8 protein-coding genes and 1 tRNA gene are annotated in these 17206 nt (G+C 56.6%); 2 read left to right on the top strand and 7 right to left on the bottom strand.

Translation table 11 applies throughout. The features are described 5' to 3' along the window. Positions 1-336 precede the first annotated feature (336 nt). Positions 337-10287, bottom strand: a complete 9951-nt coding sequence (locus ACZOF8_RS03835) for an S-layer homology domain-containing protein (RefSeq protein WP_487426567.1) — start codon at positions 10285-10287, stop codon at positions 337-339. A 181-nt stretch (positions 10288-10468) separates the two neighbouring features. Then, on the bottom strand, positions 10469-10654 hold the full coding sequence (locus ACZOF8_RS03830) for an ESPR domain-containing protein (protein WP_487426566.1): 186 nt from the start codon (positions 10652-10654) through the stop codon (positions 10469-10471). An 827-nt stretch (positions 10655-11481) separates the two neighbouring features. On the opposite strand from ACZOF8_RS03830, the gene ACZOF8_RS03825 reads away from it, so the two are divergent. Continuing rightward, positions 11482-11673 (top strand): ferredoxin, encoded by a 192-nt coding sequence (locus ACZOF8_RS03825; RefSeq protein ID WP_154487323.1) that lies wholly within the window; start codon positions 11482-11484, stop codon positions 11671-11673. A gap of 279 nt (positions 11674-11952) precedes the next feature. Here the strand turns inward: ACZOF8_RS03825 and ACZOF8_RS03820 are convergent, their stop codons facing one another. The 5 genes from ACZOF8_RS03820 to hydE form a co-directional block, all read right to left on the bottom strand. Next, the gene (locus ACZOF8_RS03820) at positions 11953-13386 is read right to left on the bottom strand and encodes an amidohydrolase (protein WP_154487324.1); all 1434 of its coding nucleotides are present in this window, start codon (positions 13384-13386) and stop codon (positions 11953-11955) included. Positions 13387-13464: 78 nt separating this feature from the next. After that, entirely contained in the window at positions 13465-14025 is a 561-nt protein-coding gene (locus ACZOF8_RS03815; RefSeq protein ID WP_022488167.1) for a hemerythrin domain-containing protein, read from the bottom strand. A gap of 13 nt (positions 14026-14038) precedes the next feature. After that, positions 14039-14647, bottom strand: coding sequence for a hypothetical protein (locus ACZOF8_RS03810; RefSeq protein ID WP_022488168.1), 609 nt, complete (start codon positions 14645-14647; stop codon positions 14039-14041). Positions 14648-14661: 14 nt separating this feature from the next. Beyond that, entirely contained in the window at positions 14662-14874 is a 213-nt protein-coding gene (locus ACZOF8_RS03805) for a DUF1858 domain-containing protein (protein WP_022488169.1), read from the bottom strand. 147 nt (positions 14875-15021) lie between these two features. Continuing rightward, positions 15022-16131 carry a [FeFe] hydrogenase H-cluster radical SAM maturase HydE gene (gene hydE / locus ACZOF8_RS03800; protein ID WP_022488170.1) on the bottom strand — a complete coding sequence of 370 codons (1110 nt, stop codon included), beginning with the start codon at positions 16129-16131 and terminating at the stop codon, positions 15022-15024. Positions 16132-16246: 115 nt separating this feature from the next. Between hydE and ACZOF8_RS03795 the strand changes: the two genes are divergently transcribed. Continuing rightward, a tRNA-Ser gene (locus ACZOF8_RS03795) sits at positions 16247-16335 on the top strand. The last annotated feature ends 871 nt before the right edge of the window (positions 16336-17206 follow it).

Below are 17206 nucleotides of genomic sequence, written 5' to 3'. Positions count from 1 at the left end.
GTCCTCCTCTGAAAAGATTTTCCTTATGTCAGTACTACTCTACCATACCTGGCCGGAGAAAAAAAGTATGAAAGAGGGCGGCCGGGCCCCTGGGGCCGTTTCTGACTTCTTGCCATGCCCTCCGGGCGGCCGGGACGGGTTTGCCTTCGGCGAACCCCTACGCCGTTGGGGTCAACGTATGGTACAAATGGCGGGCCGCCGGTTGGGCGGCTTCCTGGTGCCCAACCCCAACCGGAAGGTGCCGGGGCTGGTCCAGGGATTGAAAGAGGTACATAGTCTGTAAAAAAAGGGTTGCTGACAAAAACAGGGCTGTTGCGTATGCAACAGCCCTGTTTTTTACTTCCCATGATGTTTTTCACTGTCTTCCACGGTCCGCACCCTTTCGATGGTGGGCTTTCCGTGTCTGTCTTTTTCGATCACGTCGATGCGGATGTATTTCAGTTCTCCGTCGAATTCCTTCACCAGTTTCCCCAGGGTCCCATCCTGGTCCAGGGCCGGGTTGGAACCAGCTCCGGCCATAATGGCCCGGTAGATCACCGCGGCGAATTCGTACCGGGTCATCATCCGGTTCCCTTTGAACTCTCCGTCTTCATATCCTTCCACAATACCGGCTCTGGCCAGTTTGGTCACGTAGTCATAGGCCCAGTGGTTTTCAGGGATATCCGGGAACAGGGCATCCTTGTCCACCTTTATCACGGTCCGGCCGGCCATCTGGTTCATCAGGGTCTTCAGCTGCTGCATCTCCCCTTCCTGCTTGGCCACCAGTTCCTTCAGGCCCCGGATTTCCTTGGCCATGGCCACCCGGCTGTTGGATACGTGGTTGTGCTGACCCAGCTTGAAGGTGGCGCCAATGTTCACCATGTTTTCACCGCCGCCGGTGCTGCCTCCCAGGCTGAACATCACGTCTTCGTTGGGCCGGTAGAAGGCCCCCAGGGCCACGGCGTTGGCGCCGCTGTAGCTGCCGGCCCCTACGGCAAAGTCCAGTTTGTCGTCAGGATCGAAGTCCAGAGGATGGAGGGCCGCCAGGGCTGCGGAGTTGGCCCCTACCCGGTCCACCCGGGCGCCCAGTTTATTCACACTGTTGCCCAGCTGGTTGATGGCCCGGCCGGTCTGCTGGAGCTGGCTTACGTTCACCGCATCGGTCGGTGCCGTCCCCGGTGCCACATTGTGGATCTGGTTGCCGCCCATGTCCACCTTGCCGTCCTGGACGGTGATGGTCCGGTTGGCATTCCCGGTCTTCACCGTCAGCCCGCTGTTGTTGATGGTGGTGTTGCCGGTGGTGACGCTGTTGAGGCCGGTCAGGTCTTTGGCCAGGCGTACATTGAGGGTATTATCGTCCCCTCTCACGATACCGATGTTTTTGGCATCGCTGACGTCTGCGGCACCGCCTTTGATGTTCAAAGTCTTGCCCAGGTCCACGGTCACATCTTTGCCGTCATCACCCTGGAACTTGCGGCCGCTGTTCACCTTGTCGCTGACCGTCTTCAGCTGATCTTCCGTAGCGGCCCGGCCGTTCTGGATGTGTTCTCCATCCCATTTCCGGTTGTCCAGACCGTTCAGGTAGTTCCCGTCTGCCGGATTGCTGTCTCCCGCTGTATTGGACTGCTTGCCCAGAGTCATGGTGCTGTCACCGGACCCGATGACTACCTGGCCGTTGGAGCCCTTGATGGCAACCTGCTTATTGGGATCATTGCCCAGGATGATATCATCATTCAGGTTCACCGTATGGTCATCCTTCACGGTGATATTCTTGCCGCTCTTGGCTTCCGAAGCCTTTGCTTCATTCTTGGCCAGCTGCTTCACATCCCCGATGCTGGCCGCATTGTTGTCGCCGGCATCGGCATACTGCTTGCCGTCAATGCCGCTGGCAATGTTGGTAATCTGCTTGGCCCCGCCGTTGATGCCGTCTTTGGTGATGGTGATGTCACCGACTTTGACTTCGTTAGTCTTCACCCCATCTTTATTGATGGTCGTTTCGCCAGCCTTGATGCTGCCGTCTTTAGTCAGGTCGACATCTTTATTCAGTTCAACTTTGATGGCTCCATTGTCTATGGAAGTCTTGATGTTGCCAGCTTTTTCCACAGTGCCATCAGCCTTGTAGGTCGTGTCACCTTTAATCTGGATAGCCTTGCCCAAATCCTGCTTGACAATCTTGTCAGCGCCTTTTTCATCAGACGTCAGGGCAAAACCACCGCCCTGGTTCTGATTGGTGATGGAGCCGACAATATCGCGGAGCTGCCCTTCCGTAGCGGCCCGGTTTTCCGTCACATGGTCCTTGTCCCACTTGGTGTTGTTCAGACCAGTGATGTAGTTACCGTTGGCCGGATTCTTGGTGTCGGAATTGGTCTGTCCGCCGATGGTGATTTTGTTGTCACCGCCCACCATGACCTTGGTGAAGTCCGGCGTATCGGTCATGACGATTTCCAGTCCGTCGCCACTCTTGCGGACGCCCAGGTTCTTGCTGGATGCCTTGGCTACAGCGTCTTTATCCAAGCCGCCTTTGATGGACAGGGTCTCATTCAGCTTCCGGGTGACTTCCTGGCCGTCGTTGCCCACGAATTTCAGCCCGTCGTCCAGGGTGGCCACGGTCTGAGCATTCTGGCCATCCTTATCGGTATAGACAATGCGGGTGATGTCCGTGCCGCTAAGATTTTCCTTGCCGGTCTTGCCATCTTTTCCTGCCTGTCCCTTTTCCGTCTTGATGATGGTAGTACTGTACCTCTGTTTACCGTCGGTCCCCGGGAGACCATCTTTGCCGGTGAGGCCAATGGAGCCTTCCTGACCGTCCGCACCGTCTTTGCCCAGGGCCAGATTGTCGTTGAGCTTGATGTTGTAGGTCATGAGACCATCGCTGTCTCTTTCAGCAGCAATCATCAGGTTGCCGTTCTTTTTGTCATATTCCCCATAGGTATTGGTCCCCGGATCAGCGGTTGCCGGATCAGACTTGTCGTTGACCGTGACCACGGTACGCTTGCCGGCAGCTGTGGTGGCATTAGTGATGGCTTCACTGACTTTGGCCAGCTGATCTTCGGTGGCAGCCCGGCCACTGACATAATCCGGGGCCGTTACACTCCAGTCCTTATTGGACAGACCAATCGTATAACTGCCATCAACCGGATGGTTGCCCTTGTTGGTGGTCAGTTCCGTGTTGGTGAAGTGGCCAATCGTAGCATCACCGGCCTGCAGGGTGCCATCATCCAGATTTACATGTTTGGCCAGCCGGATGTAGAGCTTGCCATTATCATCTTTTGTCACACCGATATTGGCGTCCGTCAGGTCACCCTGGGCTTTGCCCACGATATCCAGCCGTTTATTGAGCTTCTTGTTGATGACTTTTGTATCATCATTCTGGCCGTCATCGCCGGCGAACTTCAGGCCGTCATCGAGCGTAGCTACGGTCTGGGGGTTCTGCCCATTTTTGTCCGTATAGACGATACGGGTGATGTCCGTGCCGTCCACGCCAGGTTTGCCATTCTTGCCGTCAGCACCGGGCTGTCCTTTTTCCGTACGGATTATGGTGGTGGTGATGCCATCAGCGCCGTCTTTCCCGTTGATGCCGATGTACCCATCCTTGCCGTCATTCCCGGCTTTGCCTTCCTGGCCTACCACCACGCTGTCCGCAGAGATGTTCTTGTCCATGAGTACATGGATGGTGGTGTTGCCATCCGCATCCTGTTCCACGGAAGTCAGCAGATTCTGACCGGAGTATTTGTCCAGTTCTTTCGTGCCGGCCCCCTTGATGTTGATGGTGCTGTTCAGTTTATTGCCCACCGGATTGGCTGTCTTGCCGGCCACCGGCATATTGGCCCCGAATTTCAGGCCGTCATCCAGGGTGGACACGGTATGGGTCGTAGTGCCGGCTTCACCGTCCTGATAGACAATGCGGGTGATGCCGTCGGTGCCGTTGACACCAGGCGTACCATTCTTGCCATCGGTGCCATTCTTGCCGATGGTCTTGATGATGGTGGTCACTGTGCCGTCAGCGCCGTCCTTGCCGGTGATGCCGATCTGGCCGTCTTTGCCATCCTTGCCGCTGACTGTCACCGTGTTGGCCGTCAGGTCCTTGTCCATCTTGATGGTGATATTGCCGTCGGCATCGACTTCGGTGGTCAGGTTATCTTCGCTGTAGTCATGGCCTGTCTTGAGATCACTGCCCTTAATGGTCACTTTGCCGCCCAGTTTGGCATTATAAGCCGTGCCGGAGTTGGCCGCGAAATTGAGTCCTTTATCCACTTCTTCCTTGGAAGCCAGGCCGGAGAGCGTGATGGTCTGCTTCGTTGCTTCTATACCATTGGCATCCTGCACAGTGATCGTCAAATCACCATTATTATCAACGGTGTACTTGCCGTCCTTGCTGGCAGGGTTCTTCACCAGGCGCATATCCGACTGCATGACTTTATCAAGGCTTACATTGAAGGTAGTGCCGTCATTCTTGGTCATGATCAAAGTCTTGCCATCATTCGACACTTCGCCCCTGGTGACATAGTAATCGTGAAGATTGGAAATCGTGCCCTCGAGGCCATTGGTGCCGGTAAGAGCCGCCGAGCCTTTGCCGGATTCATCATAGGTAGCATTGCCGCCGGTGATGTATTTATCGCCGTCTACCGTGCCATGCTTGATATCTTCGGCAACCTGTTTGAGCTGATCTTCCGTAGCCGCCCGGCCGCTCTGGATCTGACTGCTGTTCCAACTCGTATTTTCTAATCCAGTGATATAGTAGCCCGGGCCGGGGTTGGCGCTATTGCCGCCGGACTGCTTGCCGATGGTGATGCCGCCGGTGTAGCTGCCTGAAGCATCCTTATCGCCTGTTACGTTAATCGTCGTAAAGCGCACCGTATCATCCGTTCTCACAGTAACATCGTCGCCGCTGCCGGAGATGATGATGTTCTGTCCCTGCTTGAAGTTGACCTTCCTGCTGGTAGGCGTCACATCTTTCTGCTTGCCGTCGTTGACATCCAGTTCCCAGCCGGCATTGACCGTGTCAGATACCGTCTTGAGCTGGTCTTCCGTAGCCGCCCGGCCGCTGACGATACCGTTGGCATCGGGGTTCCAGGTCGTGTTGGTCAGGCCCGTGACAAAGGTGCCGTCTTCCGTCTTGGCCTTGTCGCCATCCTTCTTAGTGGTGGCAACGCCGGTCTGACTGCCGATGGTCACGCCACCGATGCTGCCCTTGCCAGTACTGCCATCAAAGCTGACTTTATCACCAACCGTAATAGTGCCCTTCGTACCGTCGATGGTAACTTTCTTACCGTCATCGCTGCCCAGCGTGATGCTGTCGTTGAGCTTGACCGTGTTCTTGCCGCCGGCAGCCGCATCATTGTAGGTGACGGTGATATTCGAGTCGCCAGTGAGCTTGGCTGCATCCGTGGTGCTGCCCGCGATATTCTTGACATCGCCGATATTGGCGCCGTTGGTGTCCGTGTTGTAGGTCGGTTTTCCATCAGCCGTGCCGTCGGAGCCGCTTCCCATGTTGTTAACCTGGTTGCCGCCAAAGGAAATCTGGTCGCCGTTGATGATGACGTTCTTGGTCTCATCGCCTGCATTGTTGGTAATCTTGATGCCGCTGTCGTTCTGGACGGTCTTGCCGGTGGTGACGGAGTTCAGGTCCTTGAGGTCCTTGGCCAGTTTCACGGTCAGGGTGTCGGTGCCGTTGGAGACCACGCCGATGTTGTTATCGGTCAGTTTATCCTTTTCCGTCACGCCGCCGTTGATGGTGGTCTTCTGGTTCATGGTCCGGGCAAAGCCGGTGTTGTCCAGTGTGCCATCGGTCTTGATATCGCCGGCGTAGATCTGGCCGTCATCCATGGTGGCGACTTCATACGTATGGCCCTGGTCATCCTTATAGTGGAGGCGAGTGGCCTGGGTGTCATTACCGGCGGAGGTGATGTTCTGGCTGTCCGTCAAGGTCTTGGTACCGTAGGCGGCATTGGTATCCGCCTTGGCCGCCTTGCCGTCCTTGTCCGTCAGGTCCGGATTGCCGGCAAAAATCACATCGCTGGTGGTAACCGACGTAAAGGCCGGATTCTCGTCCATGAGGATGGAGATATCCCCGTTTTCCGCAATCCGGGTGGTCAGGTTGGCGGTACTGTAGCTGTGGTTAGCCGCTTCGTCGCTGGCCTTGATGGAAATCGTATCTCCCAGTTTCCGGCTGACCACCTTGTAGCCCTTGTAGTTGTCCGTGGTGTTGGAAGCATCTTTGGTGTTTGTGGTGAAGCTCAGGCCCGCCCCTTTCAGCTGGGCCACGTTCACCGCATCTGTATCCAGGGACCCGGCTGCCACACCGGTGATCTGGCGGGTCAGCAGGCTGCCTTCCGTGTCGTTGCCGATGGCAAGGGCGTTGGCATTGGAAACCCAAGCCGCGAAAGTATTTGTGCTGGCAGTTCCTGTCAGCACATCATAGCCCTTGGATCCGCTGGCACGGTTGGCCAGAGCCCCGCTGCCCAGAGCCACGCTGTCCGCCAGGGTTGCCTTGGCGCCGCTCCCGATGGCGGCCGCGTTAGTTGCAGCGTCTGTTGTGGTAGCGCCGAGGGCCGCCAAAGAATTCTTGCCGGCGGCGATGGAATTCTCACCAAAGGCGGTGGAGTTCTCACCGGAAGCAAGCGTCTTGTAGCCGAAAGCCGTGGCACCTGCCGCAGCGGCCTTGGTGTCGTTGCCGAAGGCCGTGGCGTAGTCGCCAGAAGCCTCGGTGGAATAGCCGAAGGCCGTGGCATCTTTATAGCCGTCGATGTTGTAGCCGTTCGTTCCTTCATGGGCTTTCGTCAGCACATTGTCCGGCGTAATGGCGACTTCTGTACCATTAATCGTAGTTTTGGCTGAAGAGGTCTTCTTCTGGCCATTGTAGACTTTACCGTTCGTACCTGCCGACGTATCAATGGTAACATTTCCATTGGCATCGACATTGACCTTCCAGAGACTGCCCTGATAATCACGGACGTAGGTGTTGCCATCCTTGCCGGCCAGAACCACATAATCGTGGAGTTCGCTGCCGCTGTCGATTGGCATCTGCTTGATGCCGGCAGTATGAACTTTATTATCAGCAGCAGATGTGTACGTGTAGGCAAGATTGCCATGGACATCCATCTGTTCTGTCTTATTCGTGTCATCTTCCGTGTATTTGTTGGTCACAGCACCATTCTCGTCGAGTTTGGCACCAGCGATGGTATCCGTGCCCCAGGCCGTTGATTCTTCATCGGCGGCGACGGTGGCGTTACCCCAGGCTGTGGAATACTGTGCCAGAGCACGGGTACGGTTGCCAAAGGCCGTGGCGCCCGTGGAAGAAGCGCGGGTATCGTTGCCGAAAGCGACGGAGTCATTGTACTTGGCAATGGTCTTCTCGCCAAAGGCCAGGGAACGGCCGCCGAGAGCCTGCGTGTCTTCGCCGAAAGCCACGGACTGCTGGCCACTGCCGTCATCTGCACCTGCCACCGTATTATGGCCAAAAGCCAGAGAAGCAGCACCTTTAGCCTGAGCACCCTGGCCAAAGGCCGTGGAAGATGCACCGCTGGCCGTATTGATAATATTGACAATATTTCCTTTTTTATCAGTGGTTTCCAGCCCGCCAAAGGCCGTGGCATACTGGCCCGTAGCCTTGGCATTCTTGCCGATGACCGTGGCACCCTTTCCCTCTGCCTGAGCGCCATTGCCGATGGCTACAGCAGAGTCGCCCGTCGCCTTGGCGCTGACACCGGCTGCCATGGAATTTTTAGCCACAGCACCTTCGTTGGTATAGTTGGTATCTGTTTCCGTATCGGGAGACCAGACGCTGTAGTCATGGACATTGACCTTCTGGGTGGCCGCTTTCAGCTGGGCCACGTTGACGGCATCCGTATCCAGAGTACCAGCAGCCAGATTGTTCAGCTGGCGGGTAATGGCAGTGGCAGTGATTTTGCCATCCCCATCCCGTTCTTCTGCCCGGCCGATGGAAACAGCTTCGTCCGTGGACTGCCAGGTTGAGGTATCGTCCACAGAAGCCATGCCGGTCCGCGGGTCATAGCCTTCGATATTTTTATCCGCCCCGGATTTGGAATTTTTCCCCAGGACAATGGAGTTGGCCCGCCAGGCATTGGTCCCTTCGCCGATGGCAATGGCGTTTTCACCCCAGGCCCCACTGTTCTGTCCCAAGGCAATGCCATGAGCCGTGGTCCCGGCTCCGGATCCCAGGGCAATGCTGTAATTCCCCCAGGCTCCTCCGCCACCCAAAGAAACAGCATTTTGTCCCGTAGCATTGGAACCAGCCCCTACGGCAGCGGACTGGTATCCGGAAGACTGAGCATTATAGCCTACAGCCGTACCTGTATTGGAGGCTTTGGTTCCAGAGCCTATACCTGTACTTGCATAGGATACATTGGAATTGTAGCCCAAAGCCACGCCATAATTCTGATTTGTCGTAGCATTGGAACCGATGGCCGTAGAATAATTTGCATCTCCGCCAACATGGGCACCGCCAATGGCTGTTGCGTCCGTAACCGAATCATCATAATAGCCATTACCTTCCACGGTGGAACTCTTGCCGATAGCCGTCACATTCTTTCCTCTGGCACTGGCTCCGCCAACGGCCGTAGAATTTTCCCCTCTTGCTGAACTCATGTTCCCCAGGGCCGTAGAATAATTACCTTGTGCATTTGTTCCATACCCTGCCGCTGTAGCCGAAGAGCCGGAAGCCGCAGCACTCAAGCCCACTGCTGTAGAATTGCTTCCACCAGCAGCCGACTGAAAACCGACGGCCGTACTCTGGCCGCCGGAAGCGGTTGAACCACGTCCTACGGCAGTTGCATTATCGGAAGCCACACCGCCTACAGAAACGGCATTATCGCCCGAGGCTGTACCACCCACGGTAACGGCATGACTGCCACTGACTGCAGAATAAGCCCCAATGGCTGTACTCTGTTGACCCGTTGCTGAAGAGCCGCTGCCTACGGCCGTTGCCTGTGAATTTCCAGCTACACCGCCGATAGAAACTGCATGATCCGATGTGGCAGAACCGCCAACAGTGATGGCATACGGGCCGCTGGTGGATGACCCGGAACCAATGGCAACATTGTAATCACTGTTGGTATACCCGCCAATAGCAATAGAACTGCTACCGGCAGCACTAACCCGATTGCTGCGATAATCTGAACCGATGGCAATAGAATTACTTCCAATCGCATGTCCACCGATAGCCACAGCTCCTTCCTGCTGGGCACTGGTCCCGGAACCGATGGATACGCTGTCTTTCCCCATGGCTGCAGCCCGGTATCCGTAAGCAGAGGCATCTTCTCCCGACGCATAGGTCTGGGTACCCACAGCCGTGGCATTGTTCCCCTTGGCCACAGCGCTGACCCCGGCGGCCAGGGCATTGTCGCCGGTGGCGCCATCGTTGAGGTAGTTGTTGTTCCCGGCTGCATCCGTATCTGCTGTGGTCTTCACGCTGTAGTAATGGGTCATGGCGTTTTTCAGCTGAGCCAGGTTGACGGCATCACTGTCTTCACTGCCGGCGGCTACGCCGGTGATTTGGCGGCTGACGCTGCCGCTGCCTACGGAAAGGGCGCCTTCTGTGGATTTCCAGGCCAGGCCGCTCTGGGTGGACGTGGTGCCGGTCTTGGGGTCCCAGCCGGTAATGCCGCCGGAGCGGTCTGCTTTCGAATCTTTACCCAGAGCAATGGAGCCTTCCACGCTGGCATTAGTATTTTTGCCGATGGATACGGCATTTTCACTGGCCACAGCCGTATCCCCCACTGCTACGGCGGAATTGTCCGCAGTGGAATTGTACCCTACTGCCACGGCGTTGTTCCCGTTGGCGGTCACACTGGACCCGGCGGCGATGGAATTGCTGGCGGCCTGGTAGAGGGTGACGGAATAGAGTTTATCCAGGTTGTCGGATTTCTGGTAGTTGTATACCGGCTTGCCGTCTTTCTGGTCGGCCTTTGCGGCATCACTGGTGATTTCGGTTTTGGTGGTTTCTACCCCGGTATCCGGATCTTTGACCGTATAAGTATGGACGTACTGGGGCACAGTAGTGGTGTTGCCGTCGGCGTCCCGGAACACCTGGGGCACCTGGGTGGGATTGCCGCTGCTGTCCTTGTACCAGGCGGCATTGTCGGTAGATGTAGTCTTGTTGCCGTCTTTGTCGGCGTAATAGGTTATGGGTTTGTTGGTGATTTTTGCCGTGTTGCCGATGGCGGTGGAATTGTCCCCTTCAGCCTTGTTATTGTAACCTACAGCTGTGGAGCCGCCGGATTCAGTGGAGGTGTCCAGTTTATGGGCTGCCCCTTCCCCGTCTACCAACTTGGTATTGGCTGCATCCATGGGCTGGCCGTTTTTGGTGGTATCCCCTTCCGTTACGTTGCGGAGGGTATCGCTTTGGGTACCAATGGCAGTGTTATTTTCACCTTTTTTGTCAGTGCTTTGGCCTTGAACTACTTTCCCTACAGTCAGATTGCCCTTGTTATCGTAAGCCGCGGCGCCCCCATTGCCCAGATCAACCGTTTTATCCGCCGCCCATGCTCCTGAGGGCCAGGTGAGGCCCAGAGCCAGGGCCAGAGTCAGGGCATATACCCCACCCCGGTATATTTTTCCGCTGGGAATGTTCCTTCCCGTGGTTCCGGGCGATTTCCGATACCACTACCCAGCTGTTCCGCACTTTGCTCCAAATGACCTTGTAGATCCTGTTCATAGGTCTCCCCCTTGCTCAATTTCACCGGAATCACCGTTTCTGCCATATTTCTATACTGTCTGTATTTTGGCATTCCAGTAACGATTTATTCTTATCAGCTGTAGATTTTCATTCCTGTCTGCAATCCATTCTGCTGAAATTACATTTCTCATTGTAATATGTTGTATTTCAGTCTTCAATAAGGAATTTACGCCAAATGAATAAAATTGTGATAATGAATAAAAGATGAAAATAAAGTGAGGAATTTGTGGATATTTGTATTTTTATCATTTTTGCAGTTGTTACAGGTAGATTGTGGGGAGCGAGTCTGTCGTTGGTCGTTCATCGTTGTGGAGACCAGATGCTGACGCATCTGGTTCTGAACGTATGGCCCGACCGACGGCCGGGAAGGACGACGGCGCCGGGTACTGCGGCGCCTAACCCACCACCAGCCTTGCGGCTGGTCCCCCGCCCTTGCAAAGGGCGGATATACGCTCGGGCCTTCGGCCCATTGTTTATTTCAGTACAAGGGCGAAGCCCACGTACTTGTTATCCGCCCTTTGCAAGGGCGGGGGACCGTTGCGCCTGCGCAATGGTGGTGGGTTAGCAGCCCCCTGGGCTGCGTTTCCATTCGGGAGCATTTGCCTCCGGCAAAAGGTCTCCTTTGGCGTGAGGCGGTCCGGCCCCACCGTCCCTGCTCTTCACTCTTCACTCTACACTCTTCACTATTTTTTTCATTCGTTGTTCCACCAACTGTTTTTTTCAGGTTCCCGGGCTATACTGGAACCATAAAGAGGCCCGGTCACCGAATACCGGTGCCGGGCCCAATGTAAAGGGGAGTGACTGTTATGAAATTCAAGGTTAACGAAAATTGTATCGGCTGCGGGCTGTGCGAAGGGACCTGCCCTGCTGTGTTCCATATGACGGACGCCGGTGTGGCGGAAGCCATTCCCGATGTTGTTCCGGCTGAAGAAGAAGCCAATGCCCTGGCTGCCATGGAAGGCTGCCCGGCAAGTGCCATTGAAAAAGTAGAAGACTGAGAGTAAGGAAAAAAGACCGGCGGCTGCCGGTCTTTTTTTTGTCAGCGGTCAGCGGCCGATAGAGACCAGATGCTGCCGCATCTGGTTTTGAACGTTTTTGCCCCCTGGGCGGCCGGGATGGGCTTGCCTGCGGCAAGCCCCTACAGCGTTGGGGTCAAAGATCCATCAGGAAAACCATAGGGACGGAATTGTCGGGGCATCTGTGTTTTTCTGACCAGCAGCCCGAATGTCCGACGGAGACGCCGCAGGGGCGGGCCGAAGGCCCGCCCTTCCCGGCCCTTACAGCTTCGGCAGCTTCTCCACTCCTGCCACCGGGCAGTCGTACTGGCCGTTGTTCTTGGCCTGGAATTCTTCTTTGGCGGCTGTCAGCAGGGCCGGGTCTTCCAGGACTTTCACCGCAGTCAGGGCGATGACTTTGCCGGCGGTGAGCATGCCTTTCTGGCCGATGCTGGAATTCACCTGGCCGGTTTTGTACCAGGAATGGCCCGGAGTGCCCAGGGCTTCGGTGGCCACGTTGAAGTAGTAGGTGGGAGCGATGAAGCCCACGTCCCCCACATCGGTGGAGCCGAAATCCAGTTCTTCCCGGTCGGGATCAAAGTCCTTGATCTCCGTATCCAGGGGCCGGGCCAGTTTTTCTTCCAGCCGGTCCCGGCCGTACCGTTTCAGGATCATGTCCTTTTCTTTGGTCTTCATGCTGTCGCTGAAGGAATCGGTAAAGGCTTTGGCCAGGGCGAAGTCCCGGTCATCCCATTGGGGCGCACCGATGGCGTGGAAGGCTTCGGTGGCTGCCTGGGCCAGGACTTTGTTGTTGATGTATTCGGAATAGCCGGATTCCCGTTCCACAGTGACCTGGGTGCCGCAGATGAGAGCCGCCCCCCGGGCCACGTCGTCCAGCCGGGGAACGATTTCCTTCACCTGCCGGTAATAGGGGGCCCGGACCACATAGCGGACCGCCGCATGGTCCTGGACCACGTTCGGGGCCCGGCCGCCCACGTCCAGATAGGCGTAGTGGATCCGGGCTTCCATGATCACGTGTTCCCGGAGGTAATTGGCCCCCACCCCCATGATCTCACAGGAATCCAGGGCGCTGCGGCCCAGTTCGGGAGCGCCTCCGGCGTGGGAGGTGATGCCTTTGAACTTGTAGGTCCGGCACACGTTGGCGTTCAGGTGGGGGGTGGCGGTGCGGTTTTCCGGAGCCGGATGCCAGGTAAGGAAGAAGTCCACCCCGTCAAAGGCCCCGTCCCGGGCCATGAAGGCTTTGCCGCTGAGGTTTTCTTCTGCCGGAGTACCGAAATACACCACGGTGCCCGGTTTGCCGGTTTCTTCCAGATAGTCCTTCAGGGCCAGGGCGCCGGCCAGTGCCCCGGTGCCCAGCAGGTTGTGGCCGCAGCCATGGCCGGGGCAGCCTTCGTGTTCCGGCTTTTTCACCGGGCAGCCCGCTTCCTGGCTGAGTCCCGGCAAAGCGTCGTATTCTCCCAGGATCCCCACCACCGGGCGTCCCTTGCCCCAGACGCCTTTGAAAGCAGTGGGAATGTTCACCAGATGACGGGTAACGGCGAACCCGTGGTGTTCCAGGGCCTCACAAAGGGTTTCGGCGGACCGGGTTTCTTCGTAGCCCACTTCCGCCAGTTCCCAGATTTTCCGGCTCAGGCCGATCAGTTCCTCCCGGTACCGGTCATCCACCGCCCGTTCAATGATTTTCTGTGCATCCATACCATCACGCTCCCTAGAATAGAAGATGGTTTCATTATAGCACAAAGAAGGGGCTGCTTTTCCAAGCAGCCCCTTTACTCACAGATACTTCTTCTCCAACCGTTCCAAAATTCCCAGGTAATGGTCCTGGACCCCTTTGGCCCCTTCTTCTTCCTCGAATTTCCTGCTTTTGGCGTCGATGTCCGCCAGGTCTTCCGGGGTCAGCTGGTTTTCGGCGAAGGTGTACACCACGTTGTTTTCCTTTTCCACGTGGCGCTTCAGCAGCCGTGCGTAGCCCATGGCTTCCGTCAGGATGTCCAGCTTGTATTCGGTCTTGGGATTCTTTTCGTATTCATCCAGGGCGGTGGCCAGGCTCATGGCGTGGTCCCGGCCCAGGTCGTGTTCCACCAGCATCCCGTGGGTCACCAGGTTGTCCGCCACCCGGCCCAGCTTCTGCACCATCACCGGGAACAGGAACTTTTCTTCCTTCCCGTGATGATGTTTGTCCGCATAGTTCCGGATGAAATCCACCATGTCCCGAAAATCCCCCACGTCCACCGGAGACAGTTCCAGGATCCCGATGCAGGCCTGGCGGATCACTTCCAGCATCCGGCTGATGTTCTCATGTTCTTTTTTCATGCACTCAATGCTGTAGGTCATGGTTCTTCCTCCTTCAGGCCGCTTTGGGACGGAGCACGTAATGGGTGTGGTCTTCCTGTTCCAGGGTGTAGCCGGTGTTTTCCAGCATCCCTTCCATCATGGCATCCCGCAGGATGTAGTACACCCGGGGGTTCACGTCCGCTTCCTGCCAGTAGCCCCCGTGGAGATCATCGGTCTGGTCCCAGGCGAAGGCATCCGGATTCTGGTCGGTGACCTGGTTCACCCGGTCGCAGGGCATGCCGTTCAGGAAGGCGTCTTCAAAGGCCCGGTAGATGGCGGAAGCATCGGCGTCCGAACCCAGAGCCCGGTCCTGGCCCACTTCCCGGGCCAGTTTTTCCAGTTCCGGCAGCAGGTTGTCGTTGTGGTGGAGCAGGGCGGACACCAGCTGGGCATAACGGCCTTCCGCATCGTGGATCCGGCCCTGGAGCCAGCCGTGGATGTTGGTGGTGTCGATCAGTTCGTCCAGAGGACGGGTTTCTTCCTTTACATAGTCAGCTGCCGGTTTGTCCCCGGTGCCCCAGCCCTGTTTTTCCGCTTCTCCGGCGATCCGGGCGATGATGGCTTCCTGGAGCTGGATCTTGCCGTACAGCCAGTGATGGATGGGTCCCAGAAATGCGCTCATGGTCTCCCCTCCCCTCAGTTTTCCGCCAGAGCGGCGTTCACAGCGTCAACCACCTTCTGAGGGTCCAGCCCGTGGACGAAGGCAGCGTCATTCAAAGATTCCATCTGGGAAGAAGGGCAGCCCAGGCAGTGCATCCCTACAGCCTGGAGAGCCGGGATGGCTTCCGGATGTTCAGCACAGATCTTGCCAACCAGCATTTCGCCCGTGATTTTCTTTGCGTTTTCCATTTTCATTTCCTCCATTGTATGATGATTTTTGTTTTTCCTTATCAGCAGAACCTGGCCTTGCGGCAGGTTCTTTGTTTCCTTACATGTCATAGTATACGGGAGGAACAAAAAAAGATATGTTGTTTTAACAACATATCTTGGTTTTCTTTATTCAGTTTCGGGATTTTCCGTCTCTTCCGTCTTGGCCTCTTCCAGGGCTGCGGGCTCAGGGTCTTCCACCCGGTGGGGATACAGCAGGGAATCTCCCCGGCCCGGGGTCAGATAGTACCCGTAATTTTTCAGATACCGGTACATGACTTCCACCGTGTGGAGCATCTTTTTCTGAGCGTCCTGGCTCAGGTCTTCCGGGCCGGCAGGAGGCGCCATGGGCATCCGCAGCACATTGGCCCCGCTCTGGACGCTGAGGATCTGGCCGTGGGCATGGATCCGCCGGATGGACCAGGGAGCCACAATGTTGGCCCGGGGGAACAGGATCCGCAGCACCGCCGTAAGCCGCAGGTATTCTTCCAGGGCCATCCGGTCCTGCTGGTAGAAAGGTGTCCCCTCTTCCGGCAGGAAGGGGGTCAGGGTGATGGAATGGGGAGCCAGCTCCTGGAGCAGGGTCAGATCCCGGACCAGGTATTCCGCCTGTTCATAAGGGGCTCCCACCAGGAACCCGGTATCCGTTTCAAAACCCAGGTCTTTCAGATCGTTGATGCAGGCGATTTTGGTGGACAGGGAATGGGTGGGAGGATGGAGCCGGGAAAAATGGAGAGGATCCGCGGTCTGGAAGCTAAGGAAATACCGCTGGGCCCCGGCCTGGTGGAGCCGGTGGTAGGACTGGCGGCTCCGTTCCCCGATGGACAGCCCCAGGGCACAGTCCGGGAACTGCTTTTGCAGGTTCCGGAGCAGGTTGCACATGATCATGTCCGTATAGTAGTGGTCTTCCCCGCCCTGGAGCAGGAAGGACCGGATCCCCATCTGGTACCCCAGTTCGCAGGCGCCCCGGATCTGTTCCCAGTTCAGCCGGAAACGGGGCAGGTCGTTGTTCTCTTCCCGGCGGCGGCAGAACAGGCAGTTCTGGGGACAGTGGTTGGTGAATTCCAGCACCCCCTGGAAATGCACCTTCCGGTGGAACACAAAATTCATGGCCTCCTGGGCCCCCCGGAACAGCTTGGCCCGGAGCAGAGGATCCTCCGTCAGCAGGAGTTCTTTATACTCCTCCTCCGTAAGCACGGAATATTCCTTCAGCTTGTCCACCAGATCCACAATGTCCACCCGCCCTTTCCTTTTGATTGCAGTACTTTTATTATACACTAGGTTGGATAAAAAGAGTAGGCAGAGTTCCTTGACAAGGGAAAATCACTACGATATACTAACTCTGTTAGCTTATGGAGGGGTGGCCGAGTGGTTTAAGGCACCAGTCTTGAAAACTGGCGATTCCGCAAGGGACCGTGGGTTCGAATCCCACCTCCTCCGCCAAATATTGAAAAAAGAGCTGTTGCCCGGGCAACGGCTCTTTTTTTGTGCGGAATGGGCCCCTCTGGGCGGCCGGGATGGGCTCGCCTGCGGCTAGCCCCTACAACCTTGGGGTCAGGGATTCACCACGGAAAATTCTGAGGACGGGGTTGTTGGAGGATCCGTTTCTCTGACCGTTGTTGTCAGTCCCCGATTCCAACTTTGTACGGCAGCCCGGCCCATGGTTCTATATCCGCCCTTTGCAAGGGCGGGGGTATCCATGCCCAGCATGGGTGGTGGGTTAGCAGCCCACAGGGCTGCGTTTTCATTCAAAAGCATTTGCCCATGGCAAATGGTCTCCTTTAGCGGGAGGCGGTTGATGCATGGAGCGGGCGGCCCTGCCGTCCCGCTCTTCCCTCTGCACTCTTCACTCTGCCCTTTCAAACATGCATGAATAACGGTACTGTGATGGAGGCTTCTCCAAGAACTTGTTGACACATACAATACCGTTCCCGTAATTGACTTTCCTGTCTTTCTGGCCTATAATGGAATCAGCCAGAAGGACAAAAGGTGCATACTTGCACGAATACCCCCGGGGGGCTAGCCCGGGGGTATTTTTTGGCTAGTTGCCGTCTTTATCGTGCTCGTCTAACCATTTGCGAATAAGGGTATTCCCACCTTCGCTGCAATTGAAAAAAGAGCTGTTGCCCAGGCAACGGCTCTTTTTTTGTGCGGAATGGGCCCCTCTGGGCGGCCGGGAGGGGCTTGCCTGCGGCTAGCCCCTACGGCGTTGGGGTCAGGGATTCACCACGGAAAATTCTGAGGACGGGGTTATCGGAGGATCCGTTTCTCTGACCGTTGTTGTCGGCCCCCGATTCCAACGTTGTAGGGGCGC

It is taken from the genome of Acidaminococcus sp., from assembly GCF_057597765.1.
Note: the sequence above shows the minus strand (reverse complement) of the source record. Positions and strands in the feature narration are given on the sequence as shown.